The following is a 19,446-nucleotide window of genomic DNA, read 5'->3' as shown; positions in this document are numbered from 1 at the left end:
TGCGTTAATATTATATCTTAAGACCTGAGAAGCACATGAATGCCATACCCATCAAACCGGTAATGATAAAAGTGATACCAAGACCTTTCAATGGTTTAGGTACATTCGAGTAAGCCAATTTCTCCCGGATAGCAGCCATACCTACGATAGCCAACATCCAACCGATACCAGAACCTAAGCCATAAACAGTAGCGACACCCACATTAGGGAACGCTTTCTGTTGCATAAACAGAGAACCGCCTAAAATCGCACAGTTAACAGCGATCAACGGCAAGAAGATACCCAAAGACGCATATAATGCCGGGGCGAATTTCTCTACCACCATCTCCACCAACTGAGTGAAAGAAGCGATGATAGCGATAAAGATGATAAAGGCCAAGAAACTCAAGTTTACACCGGCGTACTCAGCACCTAACCAGCTCAACGCACCTTCTTTTAATACATAATTTTCGAGCATATAGTTAATAGGTAACGTACACGTCAAAATAAACGTTACAGCCATACCTAGTCCTAAAGCAGTCTTCACATTCTTGGAGACAGCCAAGAAAGAACACATACCCAGATAGTATGCGAATATCATGTTGTCTACAAAAATTGAGCGGACAAATGTGCTTAATAATTGTTCCATTCTATTATATCTTTAATAGTTTGCATTAATTCTCTTGAAGTTCCTTGTTCTTAGAACGGTGTACCCAAATAATCACGGCTATCACGATCAAAGCCATCGGAGGCAAGATCATCAAGCCATTGTTCACATAACCGAAGTCATAAAAGGCTTGAGGAATAACTTGGAAACCCAAAAGCGTCCCTGAGCCTAGCAACTCACGGAAAAATCCGACGATAATAAGAATAACCGCATATCCCAAACCATTACCGATACCGTCCAAGAATGACTCCCATGGGCCATTTCCCAAAGCAAAAGCCTCCAAACGTCCCATCAAGATACAGTTCGTAATAATCAAACCAACGAATACGGATAACTGTTTATTTACATCATAAGCAAACGCTTTCAATACCTCGCTAACGATCGTTACCAAAGCGGCAACCACCACCAATTGCACGATAATACGGATACGGTTAGGAATCGTATTACGAAGCAATGAAATAATCACGTTAGCGAAAGCCACTACCGCCGTCACAGAAAGCCCCATAACAATAGCCGGTTCCAATTTTGAGGTTACGGCCAAAGCAGAACAAATACCCAACATCTGCACAACCACAGGGTTATTGATGCTTAACGGGCCTAACAGAACATCTTTATTCTTTTCAGATAATAATCCCATCTTCTATTTAATTTTGTGAGGTCAGAAATTTAATATAACCACTTAAACTATCAAAGAGCATATTACTAACGCCTTGACTAGTAATCGTACCACCAGAGATACCATCTACATAATCTTGTCCCGCAACGCTTTTACCCGGTTTAACGATAGCGATAGACTTAAACTCTCCATTCATGAATATCTTCTTACCCTTGAACTCGTCGCTGAATACCGGTTTCGAGATCTCGGCACCTAGACCCGGAGTTTCACCCTTGTGGCTGAAATCCGCTCCGTATACCGTATTCTTATCGCTATCTACGGAGATGTATCCCCATAGCGGTCCCCAAAGACCAGCTCCATGCAAAGCCATGATGTATTTCGGCTGACCATCCACATTCGCCACGAAAACCGGATATTGATGTTCCGCGGCAGCTTTAACCACGTCTGTGGCGAAAGCGTCGCCCTCGACCTTCTCACCATTCTCGTTTACCAAGAAAGCTTCCTTGATCAACTCGTTGTACTTAGTCTCAGCCTCGGAAGGAGAGACATTTACGTTGATGGAACGCAAAATCTGCTGTCTCTTATCGTTATCCTCGTTTTGTTTCTGGAAACTTCTCAATGACTGTGAAGTAAACGCCAATATGACAGCCACTAGCACAACCATCACCGCCGCATAAACAACCGTATAAACATTGCTATCCCGGTTTAAGCCTTTCTTTGCGGCACCCTCTTCCCTGGTTTCCTCAAACTCGGAAACAGGAGCAGCACATACCGGGCAAGTATCAGGAGCCTTATTCCCCTCGTGGACATAGCCACATACCTTACATTTATATTTAGCCATATTCCTTCTTTCTTTATTTTATTACACGTTTCAATCTGCGAGAGATGTTAGCTTCCACTACATAATAATCGATCAGCGGAGCGAACACGTTCATCAACAGGATAGCGAGCATCATACCCTCTGGATAACCCGGGTTCAACGCACGAATAATAATGGCCATAGCACCTACAAGGAAACCATAGATATATTTACCGGTCTCCGTACGGGCGGAAGTCACAGGATCTGTAGCCATGAACACGGCTCCAAACGCAAAACCTCCTAAGAACAAATGATCCAACGGAGATACACACATAACGACCGTAGAACCGATCATGTTAAAGATCAATGACATGAAAGCACCACCCACGAATACCGAAACCATTGTCTTCCAGCTTGCGATACCCGTAACCAACAAGATTATCGCACCAATCAAGATAGCCAATACAGAGGTCTCACCGATAGAACCCGGGATCAAACCCAAGAATGCGTCCCAAGTAGAAATAGGATTGCCCAATACATCGACTGCCTGGAAAGAACCGATCATCTCCTTACCCGCGATAGCGACTTGTCCTAACGGAGTAGCCCCGGAGAAACCATCGACCACCTGGCCAGCCCCGATACCAAACGTATCAGCCGTACGAACGAACACCTGGTCTCCAGACATAGCCGCCGGATATGCGAAGAATAAGAACGCACGTGTAACCAAAGCCACGTTAAATATATTGTATCCCGTACCGCCAAATACCTCTTTCGCGAAAACAACGGCGAAAGCAGTAGCTACGGCGATCATCCATAACGGAGTATCAACCGGCACGATCATCGGGATCAAGATACCGGAAACCAAGAATCCTTCTTGGATCTCCTCTTTCTTCACCTGGGCGACAGCGAACTCGATCCCCAAACCTACCACATACGAAACAACGATCTTAGGCAATACCGCCAAAAATCCGAAAATAAAAGTCATCAAAAATCCCGGATCAGCCCCAATAGCTAAATTATGCTGATAACCGACATTATACATACCAAAAAGCAAAGCAGGCAACAAAGCGATAATGACCACTGTCATGGCACGCTTTGAATCAATACAGTCATGAATATGTACGCCCGTTTTAGAGGTCTCGTTCGGAACAAATAAGAATGTTTCGAAACCGTCAAAAACAGAACGGAACATCGCCAGCTTTCCGCCTTCCTCAAAGTTAGGCTTAATCTTGTCGAGATAATTCCTTAACGCTTTCAATGTATTATAAGTTTTTTATGTTATTAATTCATTTCCTTATACAACAGGTTCAATCCGTCGCGAACGATCTTTTGCAACTCGATCTTGGAAGTGTCCACGAACTCGCAAAGAGCGAAATCCTCGGGAGCCACCTCGTAGATACCTAAGTTCTCCATCTTATCGATATCGAACGCAATAATCGCTTTCAACAGATATTCCGGATAGATATCCATCGGGAACACCTTATCGTATTCATTAGACATAATCATGGCACGTCTACCACCTTTAATACGGGCATCGATCACATATTCCTTGTTCGAACACAACCAGCTGAAATAACTGTGGCTGGCGCTGAACTGATTGAAGCGAGGCATCGCGAACCCCAAGAACTCATGCGTCTCATCGCCTTCCGGTATCACGGTGATCTGGTTGTCGTAAGCGCCTAGGTAATCATCCATATTCACCTTGGTCCCTGTCAATACGTTACCACTGATAATACGGATATGCTCCTGTCCTAATACTTTACCGCTCACCAAGCTCTTGATCGTACAGCCAGAAATCGTCTTGACATAACCTCTCTCCGTAGTCTCGGAACCGGTAATAACGACCATACGGCTGAAATCGGCGACCCCCTTGTTGAACAAGCGTCCGATAACGATCACGTCGGCCGGATTAACCGTCCAGACCACCTCACCCTTATTAATGGGCTTGATATGATTGATCTGCACACCAACATTCGCAGCCGGATGCGGTCCTTCCACTTCCACGATTTCCACGCCTTTCATACCTTTCACGGCAGAACCGCTTCTCACCCCCACATACACTTTTCCATTCGTTAATTTAGCTAGGGCATCTAATCCAGTCTGAAAGTCGGCCTCCTGACCCTTTACGATAAAATCAAAGTTTGGAGCTAACGGGGCAGAGTAAAAAGCCGAAACGAAAATATCGCGCGGAGTATCCAGCGGAGCGGCAATAATGTCGTATGGGCGCTGCTTGATAAACGGCCACATTCCCGCGTTCAGAAGCGCTTCTTTCACTTCCTCTCCCTTCAAGGATGCCACGTTCTTTTTACCAAACTCCTCATACTCGATCTGCGCGTCCGGCTTCACAACGATGCTCAGCACCTTACGCTTCTCTCCTCGGTTTACGGCAGTTACTTCACCACTGACAGGCGAAACAAACTTGATCTCGGGGCGGTTCTTGTCTATCATCAGTACAGAACCGGCTTTGACTTTTTCTCCTACTTTCGCAACAACTTTGGGGAGAATACCGTTATAATAATCGGGGACGATCGCGTAAGACTCGCTCTTGCCGCCGTTTAACAGTACATCCGAAGCTTTGCCCTTCAGATTAATGTCTAAACCCTTTTTAATCTTAATCACATTTGCCATGATACAACTAAAATTGTTTATATGTAATTTTCCTGCAAAAGTAAACATTTTTTCATGCTTTAGAACAGGGAAAGGCAAATAATTAGAGAAATAATTCCATAATTTTGTGTCGTTAAAGAAAGTAATAAGAAAATGAAAGTTTTTAAAATCCTATTTCTGCTGCTTATCACGGTTTTAATGCCGCTGAACGCCCAGGTAACTTACTTTACCAACGTTAGCGATAAGCAAATAAAGACCCTCCAAGTGAAGGTTGCCGGCGAGATGTTCTCCGATCCTTTCATCGAGTTGGGCGGTGAGAACCGTATCGAGATTAATTTCGATGCCTTCAACCCGGGCTTCGGACGGTATGCCTATAATCTGATTCATTGCAACGCGGATTGGACGCAATCGAATCTTTCCCCGATCGAGTATATGGATGGTTTTCAAGGGAGCACGATCGAGGATTTCGCCAATGCGATGGGTACCACGGTGCAATACACCAACTACCGGCTGCTTTTCCCGAACGACGATGTGCAACCGAAAGTCTCAGGCAATTATGCTTTGCAAGTGTATAACGAGGATGATCCTTCCCAGATCGTACTCACCGCTTGTTTCTCTGTTTTTGAGCCGAAGGTCAGTATCGCCGCCACGGTAAGCGGGAATACGGATATCGACACCAATCAATCGCACCAGCAAGTCAGCTTCGCGATCAACAACAAGAACTTCCCTATCACCTATCCGCAGACAGACCTGAAAATCTGGGTCTACCAGAACAACCGTAGGGATAATGCCGTGACCGGTCTTCAGCCCATGACTATATTGGAGAACCAGATCTCTTACACGAACAACCAGAACTTGATCTTTCCGGCGGGAAACGAATACCGCCGCATGGAATTCTTGAGCAATAAATACAATGGTATGCACGTGGAAAGTATCTCGTTCCATAATCCATATTATCATGTAGAATTGATGACGGATTATCGCCGTGATCAAATATCATACCAATATGACCAAGATCAAGACGGGCGTTTCTTTATCCGTTGCAGCAATTGTAACGATCCGGATACGGAAGCGGATTATTACATCGTCCATTTTACCCTTGCCATGGATTTAATTCCCGATGGAAACGTGTATTTGAGCGGAGAGTTATATAATAATGTATTAGACGAGAAAAGCAGGATGGGCTATAATCCGGAGACTCATCAATACGAGAAATCCGTCTTGCTGAAACAAGGCAGTTACAATTATCAGTATCTTTTCGTCCCTAACGGCCAGACCGTAGGCCAGACCGGTCCTATCGAGGGGAATTTCTTCCAGACAGAGAATGAATATAGCATCTACGTCTATTATCGCCCGATGGGTACACGGTATGATCGTTTAATCGGCGTAACAAGTATCAGAAATACAATGCCTGTATTATAATTATTCGCGGAAAAGGCATACTTTTACGCACAAAATATTAAACATGAAAACGAAACGAATTTATCCAAAGGAATGGAGTGAGTGGCATCCATACAGAAAAACCACAGATGTAGACGTTTATTACGCTGATTTCGCAACCGATCTTTATGATTTCCTTGCTGATATACCAATACACAGAGAACTCTTCGAGCAAGATTGCCATACCCGGGAATTCTGTATCTGCCTTACCGCATGGTTCGAGGATATCATTTCCGGGACGGGGATCTGGCAATCGTTCACATCCGAGTGCAAACGGCTTTATGGCACGTATCTCCCTTTCTTCTATCTCAGCAAGAATTATTTCCCCGGTGAGATCAATGAGGAAGATATTCGTTTCCTTATCTGGCATCATGTGCGGCAAATGCGTGAGAACCCAGTCATTTATCCGGAAGATCCCATTATTGCGAGCATAGCCCGCGAGCTCTATCATTTTTTAATGGATGATTACGAGGTCGCCCCGGAAAACGAGCTGATGCAAGCCTATTTCAATCCGAGACGTACCTTCGAGGATTTCCAAGAATACCGCACGTTCTTGGAATGGTTTCATTTTCATTGCTATTTCAACGCATTCAACCATACGGAGTTAGCGACAGAAGAGAATACGACTCTTAATGAACTCGCATTTAAGAGCCGTAAGAATTTCCTTTCGTTGACAACCCCGGAATGGCTGGCGAAAATATTCGTGGAGAGTCCTCAAGCCGAGGTTTTGAGAAACGTAAAAAAAGAAGAACTCTCCTATTTCAAGATCACATCCGAAGAAACAGAATATCTCATCGCCGATGATCTTTGTGATGACAACAAAAAAGGCTTGCACATCATGAAGCAATCTTTGGACCAGAGGCAGATGCCGAAGGTGGGACAGACAATCTCTTGCGTACTCATCCATTACAACAACACTTATTGGCAAAGTGGCCCGTTGGCACACTGTCAGGAAAACCCGGCTTTGCTTCTAACAATAGAAAATTTCAAGAGAGAATCAGCGAAATAACATATGCTCTTTCCTGCAATCAATAGGTCTATTGCCAGTACCGTATTAGTAATCGGAGGATTACTTTCGATCGTCCAGGTCATGCCTAAATATCCGCTGTTGCTCGGTGAAAGGCTATTTCCACATGGAGGATGGATACAAGTAATGCTTGCCATGCTATACGGCGGCTGGCTTTGCCACAAGATGCAGGACCGGGAGGAACGGCCCAAATGGAGAAAAAGAGCGTGGTTATTATTCTCGATCGTTTTCTTCGGGCAACTCATGCTAGGGATTTTTGCCGATCCTATCTTCCTTATGTCCGGAAAACTGCATTTACCAATCCCCGCGGTCATTTTAGCCGGGCCGATTTATCGATTCGAGGGTCTATTTATGCCGATACTGTTTATCAGTACTTTATTACTATCCGGCCCTGCCTGGTGTAGCCAGCTTTGTTATTTCGGGGCATTCGACGCCTGGAACGCCCGGGGAAAATTGGAACGAAAGATGTTTCCCTACCATAAGCAAATGCGATACAGTGTCTTATTTCTGGTTATGGCGGGCGCTTTCCTGCTACGGATATCCGGAGCGAGCGGTGTGGTGGCTACCGCTTTTGGGATAGCGACCGGAGGTATCGGGCTACTTGTCATGTTATTATTTTCCAGGAAAAGACGGAAGATGGTACATTGCAGTAGTTATTGCCCGATCGGGACTTTGGTCTCTTGCCTCAAGTACCTCTCTCCTTTCCGGGTACGGCTGACAGCCGGCTGTTGCCATTGCATGGCCTGTACGAACGCTTGCCGTTATGATGCCCTGCATAAGGAAGAGATCAAGAAGGGAAAGATAGGGTACACCTGTACCTACTGTGGAGATTGCCTTTCCGCTTGCAAGCACGAGGCTATAGAATATTATTTTCCGGGTTTACGGCCGGCTAACGCTGAACGCTTATGGATCGTTATCACGGTGGTATTACATACTTGCTTCTTGATGATCGCACGGATCTGAGCCGTATACCCGCTTACCCATCAAATAGGTAGAAACGGTATTCCGGTCGTCACCGAGGGTTTGCAGGCCAAATAGCTTATTCTCGATCGTCCATTTATCTCTCGATCGGAGATACTCCATCCGTTTCTTTTGGACAGGGGTAGTGGCATAATCCACGACTATAAAATCCGCCTCGCGACCGGGAAGGAAATTCCCGATCCGGTCATCCAGAGACAAAGCCCGGGCAGAACCTAACGTGCATTTATACATAGCGTCTAAAACGGTCATCGGATAACCGTTCAATTGCTGTATCTTATAAGCCTCTCCCATCGTACGCCACATAGAGAAAGAGGTTCCGGCACCGACATCCGTCGCCAGGGTGGTACGTATGCCATAACGATTCGCTTCCTTCATATCAAATAACCCGCTTCCAAGGAAAAGGTTCGATGTCGGACAATGGGCGATAATGCCTCCCGCCTCTCCCAACCGCTTATATTCCCGTTCGGTTAGATGGACACAATGCCCAAATATCGAACGATCGGTCAGTAACCCGGCCCGCTCATAGACATCCAGATAATCCGTATGGCCGGGATAAAGCGATAAGACGGATTCGATCTCCCCTTGATTTTCCGAGAGATGCGTCTGTATATACGTATCGGGATACTCAACATGCAAACGGCCGGCGCACGCTAATTGATCCGGCGTACTGGTTATGGCGAAACGAGGCGTGATCACATAATGGTTACGCCCTTTCCCATCCCACTCCTCTATCAAGCTACGGCAGTCCGACTCACTCTGGCGTGTCGTATCAACCAAATAATCCGGAGCGTTCCGGTTCATCATCACCTTTCCCGCCAATATGCGCATATTATATTCCGAGGCTACGGAAAATAAAGCGGTTACGGAAACCGAATGAACCGTGGTATAAGCAGCGCAAGTCGTAGTTCCGTTTTTCAGCAGTTCCTTTACGAAAAAACGGGCGATATCTCGAGCGTACGCCATAGAAGAGAAAGCTTCCTCGGCTGGAAACGTATATTCGTCCAGCCAATCCAGGAGTTGCTTGCCGTACATACCTAATATCTCCGACTGGGAAAAATGAATATGGGAATCTATAAAACCGGGAGTGATCAATTTCCCGGAATAATCCGTCACCGGAAAATCCGGGTAACGGGAACGCATCGCCTCGAATGGGCCGGCCTCAACAATCTTTCCTTCTACAACAACCAAGCCTCCATCCTCAAAATAGCGGTAAGCCTCCGCATGTTCCAGCGGGGAAGCGAGTAAATAGAACACTTCCCCCCTATATAAGTCCTTCATCATAATCCGATAACAAATTGCCGGCCTGGCCGCATATTAACAAGATTTACCGGTCATGATGTCCAGCACCAAACGGTCTGTCGCCTCCATTCCCTTAGAACCGATAGCGGTCAGGTTGGCGATCGACTTGTCTACATCCTCATCGATGATACCCTCCACGGAAGTCACCACCTTATCTTCCATAGCCATCAGCGCGGAAAGCATAGCCGTAGATACGCCGCTAGACACCTTCATGGCACAACTAGGCTTGGCCCCGTCACAAATCATTCCCGTAATATTACCGATCATATTCTTTACGGCATAAGAAATCCGCGTCTTATCCCCTCCCATCAAATAAGTGATGGCGCAACTCGCCCCCGTAGCGGCAACCACACAACCACAAAGGGCGGACAAACGCCCTAGGCTTTGCTTGATATAGATCACCATCAAATGGCTTAACATCAGCGCACGAATCAGTTGTTCTTCCGAGCATTGGATATCCTCGGCGAAAGAAAGAACCGGAAGCGTAGCGGCAATTCCCTGGTTACCACTCCCCGAGTTACTCATCACCGGGATCATGGCACCATCCATACGAGCGTCGCAAGCGGCGGAAGTCATGATCAACATATGCGTGTAAGCGGAATCCCCCATGAATTTACGGCCAAAAGCCCCCGATACCGTCTTACTCACGGTATGCCCGTAATTACCTTTCATGGAAGCCTGAGCCGCTTTTTTATTCAACTCGGCCGTTTCTAAGATAAAACGAATCTCATCTAACGGCATCTCCATGGCAAACTCATAAACCATAGAAAAGGACAAACGCAAATCCTTGTTCTCGCAAACTTCCTCGCCAGAGGCATTTGTCGTACGCAAATCGGTCAGCACCTCCCCGTTTTTCTCTACATATATTATATGAGTGTGCTCATGGCAAATGATTACCTTCGAGCGGTCGTCTCCTGCGGAGCTTACAATCTCGATATAAAGTTTATCCACATTCTCTTTCAGATCTATATGGATACACTTCTTACAGACCATTTCCCTGCCTTCTTCCAATCCCTCCGGGGTAAGGTCTTTCAGTACTTCCAGCCCATAAGCGGATTTACCGATGAGCGACCCCAAAGCGATAGCGATAGGTAATCCCACCATTCCGGTTCCCGGGATCCCCACCCCCATGGCATTCTTCAAGATATTGGCACTCAGATGAACCTCTATCTTCTCCGGCTTGCGCCCCAGCACCTCCGCAGCTTTTGCGGCGGCCAAAGCCACGGCGACAGGTTCCGTACATCCGATAGCGGGGATTACCTCCCTGTGAATCAATTCTATAATTTGAGTTTTTATGATAGCATCCATAATGACCGTCTTTATTTAGATTTGAATGTTACATTAGATCAGGCGCAAAACTTATGAACGATCTCTTTCACGGCATCATATTGTTTTTCCAGCGCATCTTCATACCGCGACGCATCTTCCAGATTCCCTTTCCTTAACAGGGATAACATATCGTTTGATATACCGGATAATTTCACCAAGCCCAAATTGGCGGCTATCCCTTTCAAGGTATGCGAATATAATTTGGCATCCTCCAGGTTTCCCTCCTTCAAAGAGTCTCGCAATTTCGCGTAGGAACTATCCGTAGTGATAAATTTGCCCAGGAACTTCTTAAAAAGGATGTCATTATTCATAAAACGATCTAAGGTATTCTCTTTATCCCAAGCGGCAACATCTTCTAATGCGTTATAAAAAGCATCGTTCTCATTCATTTTTTTATGATATTAGTTTTCGTACAAAATTAGGAAAATTATAGATACCACCCAATCTAAGCCGTATTCTTTTTCTTTGCTCACCGCAACTTGGATACGAAACGATAATTTTAGTACTTTTGTCGCCTGCCTCGGGCCCCAGAACGCCCAGGCTTCGTTTATCCGACTAATTGAATTAATAAGGAATGGGAATTTCATCACCGCTTGTAGATTTGCGGCATCAATATGATCTCTTGCAAAAGGAATATGAATACGAGAAGGAAACATACCGGCAGCAATCCGAGCGTATGGGATTACGGAAACGAGTGGCGCAAGGCCTTTGCTGGTATCCGGTCGTTGCCGGACGCAGCTATTACAACTCCTTAAACCAGCTAGTGATCGAGATTGAAAGGACGGAAGATAGAGAGATCGAGCATAGTTTCGAATACGGCCGGCCGGTTTGCTTCTTCACGACAGATATCAGCGGTAAATTTAAGTATCTGGATTTCTCTGCCACGATCAGCTACGTGCAGGAAGACCGGATGGTGGTAATCCTTCCCTCTCTTCCCACCTTGGCAACCCTACAGGGACAAAACAAGGATCTCGGCGTGCAACTCTATTTTGACGAAACGAGTTATAAAGCCATGTTTTCCGCGCTCTCGGACGTGATGCGGGCGAAAAACAACCGCCTCTCTCACCTAAGAGACGTATTGCTGGGACAGGAAAAGCCGAGGCAGCGGGAATTATTCCCGATCCGTTTCCCTTGGTTGAACCACTCACAGGAAGAGGCCGTAAACAAGGTATTGGGAGCGAAACAGGTATCCATCGTACACGGCCCTCCCGGAACCGGGAAAACGACAACCTTGGTAGAAGCCATCTACGAGACGCTTCATCGAGAGAACCAAGTCATCGTTTGCGCCCAAAGCAATACCGCCGTAGACTGTATCTCGGAGAAACTGGTAGACCGGGGAATCAACGTCCTGCGTATCGGAAACCCGACTCGCATAAATGACAAGATGCTCTCTTTCACTTATGAACGCCGTTTTGAGGCGCATCCGGATTATACCGAGTTATGGAGTATCCGGAAAGCGATACGGGATATACAATCCAATATGCGAAAGAAAAGCCGGGGGGAACGGGATACGATCCGGAACCGCCTTTCCCGCTTGAAATTCCGGGCGACGGAATTGGAGGTCAAGATCGATATGGAGTTGTTCAACGAGGCTCGTGTCGTTGCCTGTACCTTGGTCGGTTCCGCGAACCGGGTCATGATGAACCGGCATTTCACGACGTTGTTTATCGACGAGGCCGCCCAAGCGTTAGAGGCCGCTTGCTGGATAGCGATCGGTAAGGCAGACCGTGTCATATTAGCGGGCGACCATCATCAATTGCCCCCCACGATTAAATGTATAGAAGCAGAGCGAGAAGGCTTGGGACATACCTTGCTGCAAAAGATAGCCTCGACAAAACCGGAAACGGTCTCTCTCTTAAGGGTGCAGTACCGAATGCATGAGGACATCATGCGCTTCTCCTCCCGATGGTTCTACCACAACCAACTTGAATCGGCTCCCGAGGTAAGCCACCGGGGTATCCTACGCTTGGATATCCCTATCGTATGGTTCGATACATCGGGGTGTGATTTCACGGAAGATACGAAAGAGGAGAGCATGAGCCGTGTCAACAGGCAAGAGGCTGAATTGCTCGTGGAACAATTACGTTCTTATATAGAAAAAATATCCATGGAGCGGGTACTGGATGAGAGTATCGACTTCGGGTTGATCTCTCCTTATAAAGCGCAAGTACAATATATCCGCAAATTGATCAGGCAAGACGCTTTCTTCAAGCGTTTGCGCCAACTGATCACCGTACATACCGTAGACGGTTTCCAAGGGCAAGAACGCGATGTCATCTTGATCAGCTTGGTGAGAGCTAACGAGAACGGGCAAATCGGTTTCTTGAGTGACTTACGGCGCATGAACGTGGCGATCACCCGCGCCCGCATGAAACTGATGATCTTGGGAGACGCCTCTACCCTTACCCGCCATGTGTTTTATAAAGAGCTCTATGATTATATCTCCCAAATAGGTAAAATAATCACGATCCACGCAAAACGAGAGCACGAACGATAGGCAGGATAAAGTGACCCGGTTCATACGAAAATCGCCTTGAAAAAACACGTACGTGTTTTCCAAGAAACATGTACATGTTTTCCGGAAAGCATGTACGTGTTTTTTTCAAAGTGTGTCCAAACAAGCTATCGAACCTCAACTATTTTCCCTATATTTGTATTCTAAACCATAAAATAAGACGCCATGAAGTACAAATTATTAGTCTTAGACGTAGATGGGACGTTGCTTAACGACAAGAGAGAGATAACTCCCCGGACCCATGCCGCCCTATTAAAGGCCCAGCAAATGGGAGTTCATGTTGTATTAGCATCCGGTCGGCCTACCAATGGGGTTCAGCCCTTGGCAGAGACCCTTGAATTGAATCATTACGGTGGTTTCATATTATCTTATAACGGAGGCCAGATCATCAACGCCCAGACCGGAGAGTTGATGTTCGAGAAACGAATTGATCCGGCCATGATCCCTTATTTGAATCGGAAGGCGAAAGAAAACGGCTTCGCGATTTTCACGTATCACAAGGATTATATCCTGACCGATAGCCCGGAGAACAAACATGTCCAAGAAGAGGCAGAACTCAATAAGATGCGTATCATCGGTGTGGAGAATTTCTCGGAAGCGGTGGATTTCGCCCCTTGCAAATGTATCCTTACCAGCGATGACGAGAACAATCTGGTAGGTTTGGAGAATCATTGGAAGAAACGTCTGGACGGTGTATTGGAGGCTTTCCGCTCCGAAGACTATTTCCTTGAGGTCGCTCCTCATTTCATCAACAAGGGAAATACATTGGCGGTCTTGATGGAGATGTTGAACATTACGACCGAGGAGGTTATCGCCATCGGCGACGGTGTGGCCGACGTGTCCATGCTTCAACTGGCCGGTACCGGTGTGGCGATGGGTAACGCACGCGACTCCGTAAAGGCTTGCGCCGATTTCACAACCTTGCCAAACAATATGGAAGGTGTGGCGATAGCGATCGAAAAGGCGATCCTCGCGACAATCAAGCCTACAGAAATTCCGCTAGACCAACTGAACGCACGGGCCAAACATGCCCTGATGGGTAATCTAGGCATTCAATATACCTATGCGTCCGAAGACCGTGTGGAAGCGACAATGCCCGTAGACGAACGGACCCGCCAGCCTTTCGGTATCTTGCATGGAGGCGCTACGCTGGCGTTGGCAGAGACCGTAGCCGGACTAGGCTCCATGATCTTGGCGAAACCGGACGAGATGGTAGTCGGCATGCAAGTCAGCGGCAGCCATATGTCGTCCGCCCACGAAGGAGATACGGTACGTGCCGTCGGGACGATTATCCACAAAGGCCGTTCATCCCATGTGTGGAACGTAGACATATTCACCTCTACCGACAAGCTGGTCTCGTCGGTACGGGTAATCAATAGTATACTAAAGAAGAAATGAAAAATGAACTTTGTTCAATGAGTAATGAAGAATGGCACCATCCGTCATTCTCCGCTCATTACTCATTGATAATAGACACGTTGATCGAGCAAGGCCGGAGTTTCGCTATCTGGCGTATTCCCGGTGAGGAAAAACTTCACTTTAGGATGCAAAGTGTCGGCTCTCCTTGCTTATTATACGACATAAAAGATTTAAATGAACGGAGCGGTTTTGTAATCGCTCCGTTTCAGGTGACAGCGGAGCGACCTATCGTTTTAATCCAGCCGGATTGCTTTGAGATTCCGTCCGAATCCATCGGAGATTTCTCTCGAGAGAAAAACGAAATCCCTTCGAATGAAATCGAAATCCCTTCCGAATCCGAGGAGAAGGAACGATATGCATACCGTTTCTCCCTGTTTACCAACCCTTTGCTGAAAGGAAGTCAAGATAAGTTAGTCCTATCCCGTAGCAAAACGATCCGGAAAGATCCCTCTTTCTCGCCCGGTAAGGCATTTCTCGCCGCGGTAGAGCGATATATCCGTTCCTATGTCTACCTCTGCCATACCCCGGAAACCGGGACCTGGATGGGTGGGACACCGGAAATCTTGTTATCCGGCGAGAAAGGCGACTGGCAAACGGTAGCCCTGGCCGGAACCCAATCTTTACGAGACGGGAAATTACCGAAAAGCTGGGACCATAAGAATTGGAGAGAGCAGCAATTGGTCGCCTCTTACATACGCCGCCAGTTATCCACCTTGGGGATTACCCCCGAGGAGAAGGGGCCTTATTCGGCCCGGGCCGGAGAGGTTTCCCATTTGAAAAGCGATTTCTTCTTCTCCTTGCCGGATTCCGAGAAGCTGGGTGATGTGCTTCAACTACTGCACCCTACTCCCGCCGTTTGCGGTCTTCCCAAGGAGGAGGCTTATCATTTCATCATCGAGAATGAGGGGTACGACCGTAGCTATTATTCCGGTTTCATCGGTTGGCTGGATCCCAAAGGCAAAACAGATCTGTACGTAAACCTCCGTTGCATGAATATCCTCCCCCAAACCTTTACGCTGTATGCCGGCGGCGGTCTTTTGGCTGCCTCGCGGCTTGAGGATGAATGGCAGGAGACCGAGGATAAATTAGATACGATGCGACGGTTACTTCATGATACTTCATTACGGACTACAAGCCTTTGGATTGATACCATTTAAACATTGTATATATTATGTATAGCGATAAAAAGAACATCCTTCAATTGGTAGCCTTGCTGATAGAGCACGGCGTAAGTAATATCGTGCTGTGCCCGGGAAGCCGGAACTCTCCGATTGTCCATACATTGGCAAACCATTCGTTCTTCAATTGCCATTCCGTGACGGATGAGCGAAGCGCGGGATTCTTTGCCGTAGGGCTAGCGTTGCACGGAGGTAAGCCGGCGGCTGTTTGCTGTACCTCGGGTTCGGCCTTGCTGAATATACATCCGGCGGTAGCGGAGGCTTTCTATCAGAAAGTTCCGCTTGTCGTGATATCTGCCGACCGTCCCGCCGCATGGATCGGGCAAATGGACGGACAGACCTTGCCGCAACCCGGAGTATTCGGCCCGCTGGTGAAGAAATCGGTGCAACTGCCGGAAATACATACGGATCAAGATGAATGGTATTGCAATCGATTGATCAACGAGGCCCTGTTGGAACTAAACCATCACGGCAAAGGACCGGTACATATCAACGTTCCGATCTCCGAGCCTTTATTCCAATTCACGACCCCCGAATTGCCGAAGGTACGGGTAATCACCCGTTATCAAGGCCTGAACGTGTACGACCGGAAATATGACGATCTGATCGAACGCTTGAACAAATATAGCAAGCGGATGATGATAGCGGGGCAAATGAGCTTGATCTATCTCTTCGAGAAAAAAATATGTAAGCTATTATACAAACATTTCACCTGGCTCTCCGAGCACATCGGTAACCGTATCGTACCGGGATTGCCTATCAAGAATTTCGACGCGATCCTGTACGCCACCCCCGAGGAGGAAAAAGAGAGGCTGGTTCCCGAACTCGTAATCACCTACGGCGGCCATGTCGTCTCCAAGCGGTTGAAAGAGTTTTTACGGAAGTATCCACCCAAGGAGCATTGGCACGTCTCATTGGATGGGGAGGTAGCGGATTTATTCGGTAGCCTGACCACGGTGATCGAGATAGACCCATTCGAATTTCTGGAGAAAATCGCTTATATGCTGGAGAATAGGCAGATTGAATATCCGAAGACTTGGGAATACAAATCCCGGAACCTGCCGGAACCGGAATTCGCTTATTCCGAGATGGCGGCGATCGGCGGTTTGATACGCTCGCTTCCGGCTGAATCGGCCTTGCATCTGGGAAATAGCTCCACCGTACGCTACGCCCAATTGTACACCGTACCCGACACGGTAGAGGTTTGTTGCAACCGGGGTACGAGCGGAATCGAAGGTTCCTTGTCTACGGCCATCGGATACGCCTCGGCCTCGCAAAAACTAAACTTTATCGTTATCGGCGATCTTAGTTTCTTCTATGACATGAACGCGTTGTGGAACGGCAACTTGCATAACAACCTCCGCATCCTGCTCTTGAACAATGGAGGTGGCGAGATCTTCCAAGCCTTGCCGGGATTTAAGATGAACGAGCGTACGCACCGTTACGTCACCGCCTCCCACCAGACCTCAGCGGAGGGATGGGCCGCGGAAAGAGGATTCATTTACACCGCCGTCCATAACGCCGAGGAATTGGCAACGGCGATGAGTGCCTTTACCCAGACGGAGCAACCAAGCGAACAACCCCTATTCATGGAGGTCTTCACGGACAAAGCGGAAGATGTGCGATTGCTCAAGGAATACTATCATCAACTAAAAAATTCATCCCAATCACAAAACATATAATATATGGAAACGAAAAGAGAATGGACAACCATCAAGGAATACGAGGAGATCTTATTTGATTTCTACAACGGCATCGCCCGCATCACGATAAACCGTGAACGGTATCGCAACGCTTTTACCCCTACTACAACCACGGAGATGAGCGACGCCTTTTACATCTGCCGGGAACGGCCGGACATTAACGTGGTCGTACTGACAGGAGCCGGAGACACGGCATTCTGCGCAGGAGGCGATATGAACGTGAAAGGACGCGGTGGTTACGTGGGTAAAGACGGCGTGCCTCGCTTGAACGTATTGGACGTACAAAAGCAGATCCGTTCTCTCCCGAAACCCGTTATAGCGGCCGTGAATGGTTTCGCTATCGGCGGTGGACACGTATTGCACGTGGTTTGCGACCTTACGATCGCTTCCGAGAACGCTATCTTCGGACAGACTGGTCCTCGCGTAGGTAGTTTCGATGCCGGGTTCGGCTCTTCTTACCTCGCCCGTGTGGTCGGGCAGAAAAAGGCTCGCGAGATCTGGTTCTTGTGCCGCAAATATAACGCGCAAGAGGCTTTAGAAATGGGATTGGTAAATAAGGTAGTCCCCTTGGATAAGCTAGAGGACGAGTATGTTCAATGGGCCGAGGAGATGATGTTGCTTAGCCCGTTAGCCCTGCGCATGATCAAGGCGGGCTTGAACGCCGAACTGGACGGGCAGGCCGGTATACAAGAATTAGCCGGAGACGCTACCATGCTTTACTATATGACCGATGAAGCGCAGGAAGGTGGCAAAGCATTTTTGGAGAAACGCCGTCCGCGTTTCGAGGATTACCCGAAATTCCCATAGTTAGTCGATAAGTGACAGTTACCTTATGAAAGGACATTATAAAACAGAGGTGGTTCCCCGGTGCTTGACTTTCAAGCGACCGGCGGGAACCTCACGAGGAGTTTATACGACCCGGAAATTGTGGGAGATACGAATCCGCAAGGAAGACGAGCCTTCGGTCTTTGGCATCGGGGAATGCGCCCCCCTGCCGGATCTCAGTCGCGACTATGGAGTGGATTACGAAACCGTATTAGCCAAGGCCTGTCTTGATTTGGAACAGAAGGGATACGTTGACACCGAATCTTTACGCCAATACCCCTCCATCCTATTCGGGCTGGAGACAGCCATGCGCCATTATCAGCAGGGAGGTTGGCGGCATTATGATACGCCATTCTCCCAAGGTAAGGTAGGCATCCCTATTAACGGACTGATCTGGATGGGGGATTATAAATACATGCTGGAACAAGTAGAAGAAAAGATGCGGGAAGGTTTCCGTTGCGTCAAACTGAAAATCGGCGCGATCGATTTCGACCGGGAATTGTCTTTATTAAAACATATCCGCGCTCATTTCTCTGCCAGGGAAATAGAACTTCGGGTAGATGCCAACGGCGCTTTTGCCCCTGCGGAGGCGATGGATAAACTGAAACGACTGGCCGAGATGGACTTGCATTCCATCGAGCAACCTATCCGTGCCGGGCAATGGGACGAGATGGCACGCCTCGCGGCGGAAACACCTCTTCCCATCGCTCTCGACGAGGAATTAATCGGTTGTAACGCTCCCGACGAGAAAAGGCGGTTACTGGAAACCATCCGTCCTCAATACATCATATTAAAGCCCTCCCTTCACGGAGGTATCGCCGGATGTACGGAATGGATCCGTTTGTCGGAAGATATTCTAGGGAGTACCCCTGAACAGCCGAAATGGTGGGTAACGTCTGCCCTGGAATCGCAAATCGGGCTGAACGCTATCGCCCAATGGTGCGCCACGCTAGGTAACCCGTTACCGCAAGGCTTGGGCACAGGCGAGATTTTCAAGGACGATGAGCGTAAGTTGATCCGGCGAAAAGGAGACACCATCTGGTTCATCAACGACTTTTGACC

17 protein-coding genes are annotated in these 19,446 nt (G+C 47.6%); 9 read left to right on the top strand and 8 right to left on the bottom strand.

Features of this window, described 5'->3' with window-relative positions; translation table 11 throughout:
* Positions 1–10: 10 nt before the first annotated feature.
* From nqrE to Q0110_RS02890, 5 genes are read right to left on the bottom strand one after another with little or no spacing between them, the layout of a single operon-like run.
* Positions 11–628 carry an NADH:ubiquinone reductase (Na(+)-transporting) subunit E gene (gene nqrE / locus Q0110_RS02910; RefSeq protein WP_297902169.1) on the bottom strand — a complete coding sequence of 206 codons (618 nt, stop codon included), beginning with the start codon at positions 626–628 and terminating at the stop codon, positions 11–13.
* A 25-nt stretch (positions 629–653) separates the two neighbouring features.
* Positions 654–1,283: an NADH:ubiquinone reductase (Na(+)-transporting) subunit D gene (locus tag Q0110_RS02905; protein WP_297902159.1), complete on the bottom strand. Its 630-nt coding sequence runs from the start codon at positions 1,281–1,283 to the stop codon at positions 654–656.
* Between the two features lie 7 nt (positions 1,284–1,290).
* Entirely contained in the window at positions 1,291–2,103 is an 813-nt protein-coding gene (gene nqrC, locus Q0110_RS02900) for an NADH:ubiquinone reductase (Na(+)-transporting) subunit C (protein WP_297902151.1), read from the bottom strand.
* Between the two features lie 13 nt (positions 2,104–2,116).
* Positions 2,117–3,319, bottom strand: a complete 1,203-nt coding sequence (locus Q0110_RS02895) for an NADH:ubiquinone reductase (Na(+)-transporting) subunit B (protein ID WP_297902146.1) — start codon at positions 3,317–3,319, stop codon at positions 2,117–2,119.
* Between the two features lie 23 nt (positions 3,320–3,342).
* Positions 3,343–4,689: a Na(+)-translocating NADH-quinone reductase subunit A gene (locus tag Q0110_RS02890; protein WP_297902143.1), complete on the bottom strand. Its 1,347-nt coding sequence runs from the start codon at positions 4,687–4,689 to the stop codon at positions 3,343–3,345.
* Between the two features lie 132 nt (positions 4,690–4,821).
* Between Q0110_RS02890 and Q0110_RS02885 the strand changes: the two genes are divergently transcribed.
* From Q0110_RS02885 to Q0110_RS02875, 3 genes are read left to right on the top strand one after another with little or no spacing between them, the layout of a single operon-like run.
* Positions 4,822–6,090 carry a DUF5103 domain-containing protein gene (locus Q0110_RS02885; protein WP_297902141.1) on the top strand — a complete coding sequence of 423 codons (1,269 nt, stop codon included), beginning with the start codon at positions 4,822–4,824 and terminating at the stop codon, positions 6,088–6,090.
* Positions 6,091–6,133: 43 nt separating this feature from the next.
* Positions 6,134–7,117, top strand: coding sequence for a DUF3843 family protein (locus tag Q0110_RS02880; protein ID WP_297902138.1), 984 nt, complete (start codon positions 6,134–6,136; stop codon positions 7,115–7,117).
* A 3-nt stretch (positions 7,118–7,120) separates the two neighbouring features.
* Positions 7,121–8,098, top strand: coding sequence for a 4Fe-4S binding protein (locus Q0110_RS02875; RefSeq protein WP_297902134.1), 978 nt, complete (start codon positions 7,121–7,123; stop codon positions 8,096–8,098).
* Here the strand turns inward: Q0110_RS02875 and guaD are convergent.
* Genes guaD through Q0110_RS02860 form a run of 3 tightly spaced genes read right to left on the bottom strand, consistent with a single transcriptional unit; the run spans position 8,063 to position 11,133 of the window.
* Positions 8,063–9,394 (bottom strand): guanine deaminase, encoded by a 1,332-nt coding sequence (guaD, locus tag Q0110_RS02870; protein WP_297902467.1) that lies wholly within the window; start codon positions 9,392–9,394, stop codon positions 8,063–8,065. The genes Q0110_RS02875 and guaD overlap by 36 nt on opposite strands.
* 36 nt (positions 9,395–9,430) lie before the next feature.
* Positions 9,431–10,723, bottom strand: coding sequence for an L-serine ammonia-lyase, iron-sulfur-dependent, subunit alpha (locus Q0110_RS02865; protein WP_297902131.1), 1,293 nt, complete (start codon positions 10,721–10,723; stop codon positions 9,431–9,433).
* A gap of 38 nt (positions 10,724–10,761) precedes the next feature.
* Positions 10,762–11,133 (bottom strand): Hpt domain-containing protein, encoded by a 372-nt coding sequence (locus tag Q0110_RS02860; RefSeq protein ID WP_297902127.1) that lies wholly within the window; start codon positions 11,131–11,133, stop codon positions 10,762–10,764.
* 185 nt (positions 11,134–11,318) lie between these two features.
* On the opposite strand from Q0110_RS02860, the gene Q0110_RS02855 reads away from it, so the two are divergent.
* The 6 genes from Q0110_RS02855 to Q0110_RS02830 all read left to right on the top strand — a co-directional run bounded on the left by Q0110_RS02855 (position 11,319) and on the right by Q0110_RS02830 (position 19,444).
* Positions 11,319–13,241 (top strand): AAA domain-containing protein, encoded by a 1,923-nt coding sequence (locus Q0110_RS02855; RefSeq protein ID WP_297902125.1) that lies wholly within the window; start codon positions 11,319–11,321, stop codon positions 13,239–13,241.
* A 183-nt stretch (positions 13,242–13,424) separates the two neighbouring features.
* Positions 13,425–14,657, top strand: a complete 1,233-nt coding sequence (locus Q0110_RS02850) for a Cof-type HAD-IIB family hydrolase (protein WP_297902121.1) — start codon at positions 13,425–13,427, stop codon at positions 14,655–14,657.
* A 17-nt stretch (positions 14,658–14,674) separates the two neighbouring features.
* Entirely contained in the window at positions 14,675–15,835 is a 1,161-nt protein-coding gene (locus Q0110_RS02845) for an isochorismate synthase (RefSeq protein WP_297902118.1), read from the top strand.
* A 14-nt stretch (positions 15,836–15,849) separates the two neighbouring features.
* Positions 15,850–17,538 carry a 2-succinyl-5-enolpyruvyl-6-hydroxy-3-cyclohexene-1-carboxylic-acid synthase gene (gene menD / locus Q0110_RS02840; RefSeq protein WP_297902115.1) on the top strand — a complete coding sequence of 563 codons (1,689 nt, stop codon included), beginning with the start codon at positions 15,850–15,852 and terminating at the stop codon, positions 17,536–17,538.
* 3 nt (positions 17,539–17,541) lie between these two features.
* Positions 17,542–18,366: a 1,4-dihydroxy-2-naphthoyl-CoA synthase gene (menB, locus tag Q0110_RS02835; RefSeq protein WP_297902108.1), complete on the top strand. Its 825-nt coding sequence runs from the start codon at positions 17,542–17,544 to the stop codon at positions 18,364–18,366.
* Between the two features lie 25 nt (positions 18,367–18,391).
* Positions 18,392–19,444: an o-succinylbenzoate synthase gene (locus Q0110_RS02830; protein ID WP_297902105.1), complete on the top strand. Its 1,053-nt coding sequence runs from the start codon at positions 18,392–18,394 to the stop codon at positions 19,442–19,444.
* Positions 19,445–19,446: the final 2 nt, after the last annotated feature.

The organism is uncultured Parabacteroides sp. (genome assembly GCF_947855115.1).
Taxonomy (GTDB): Bacteria; Bacteroidota; Bacteroidia; order Bacteroidales; family Tannerellaceae; genus Parabacteroides.
Note: the sequence above shows the minus strand (reverse complement) of the source record. Positions and strands in the feature narration are given on the sequence as shown.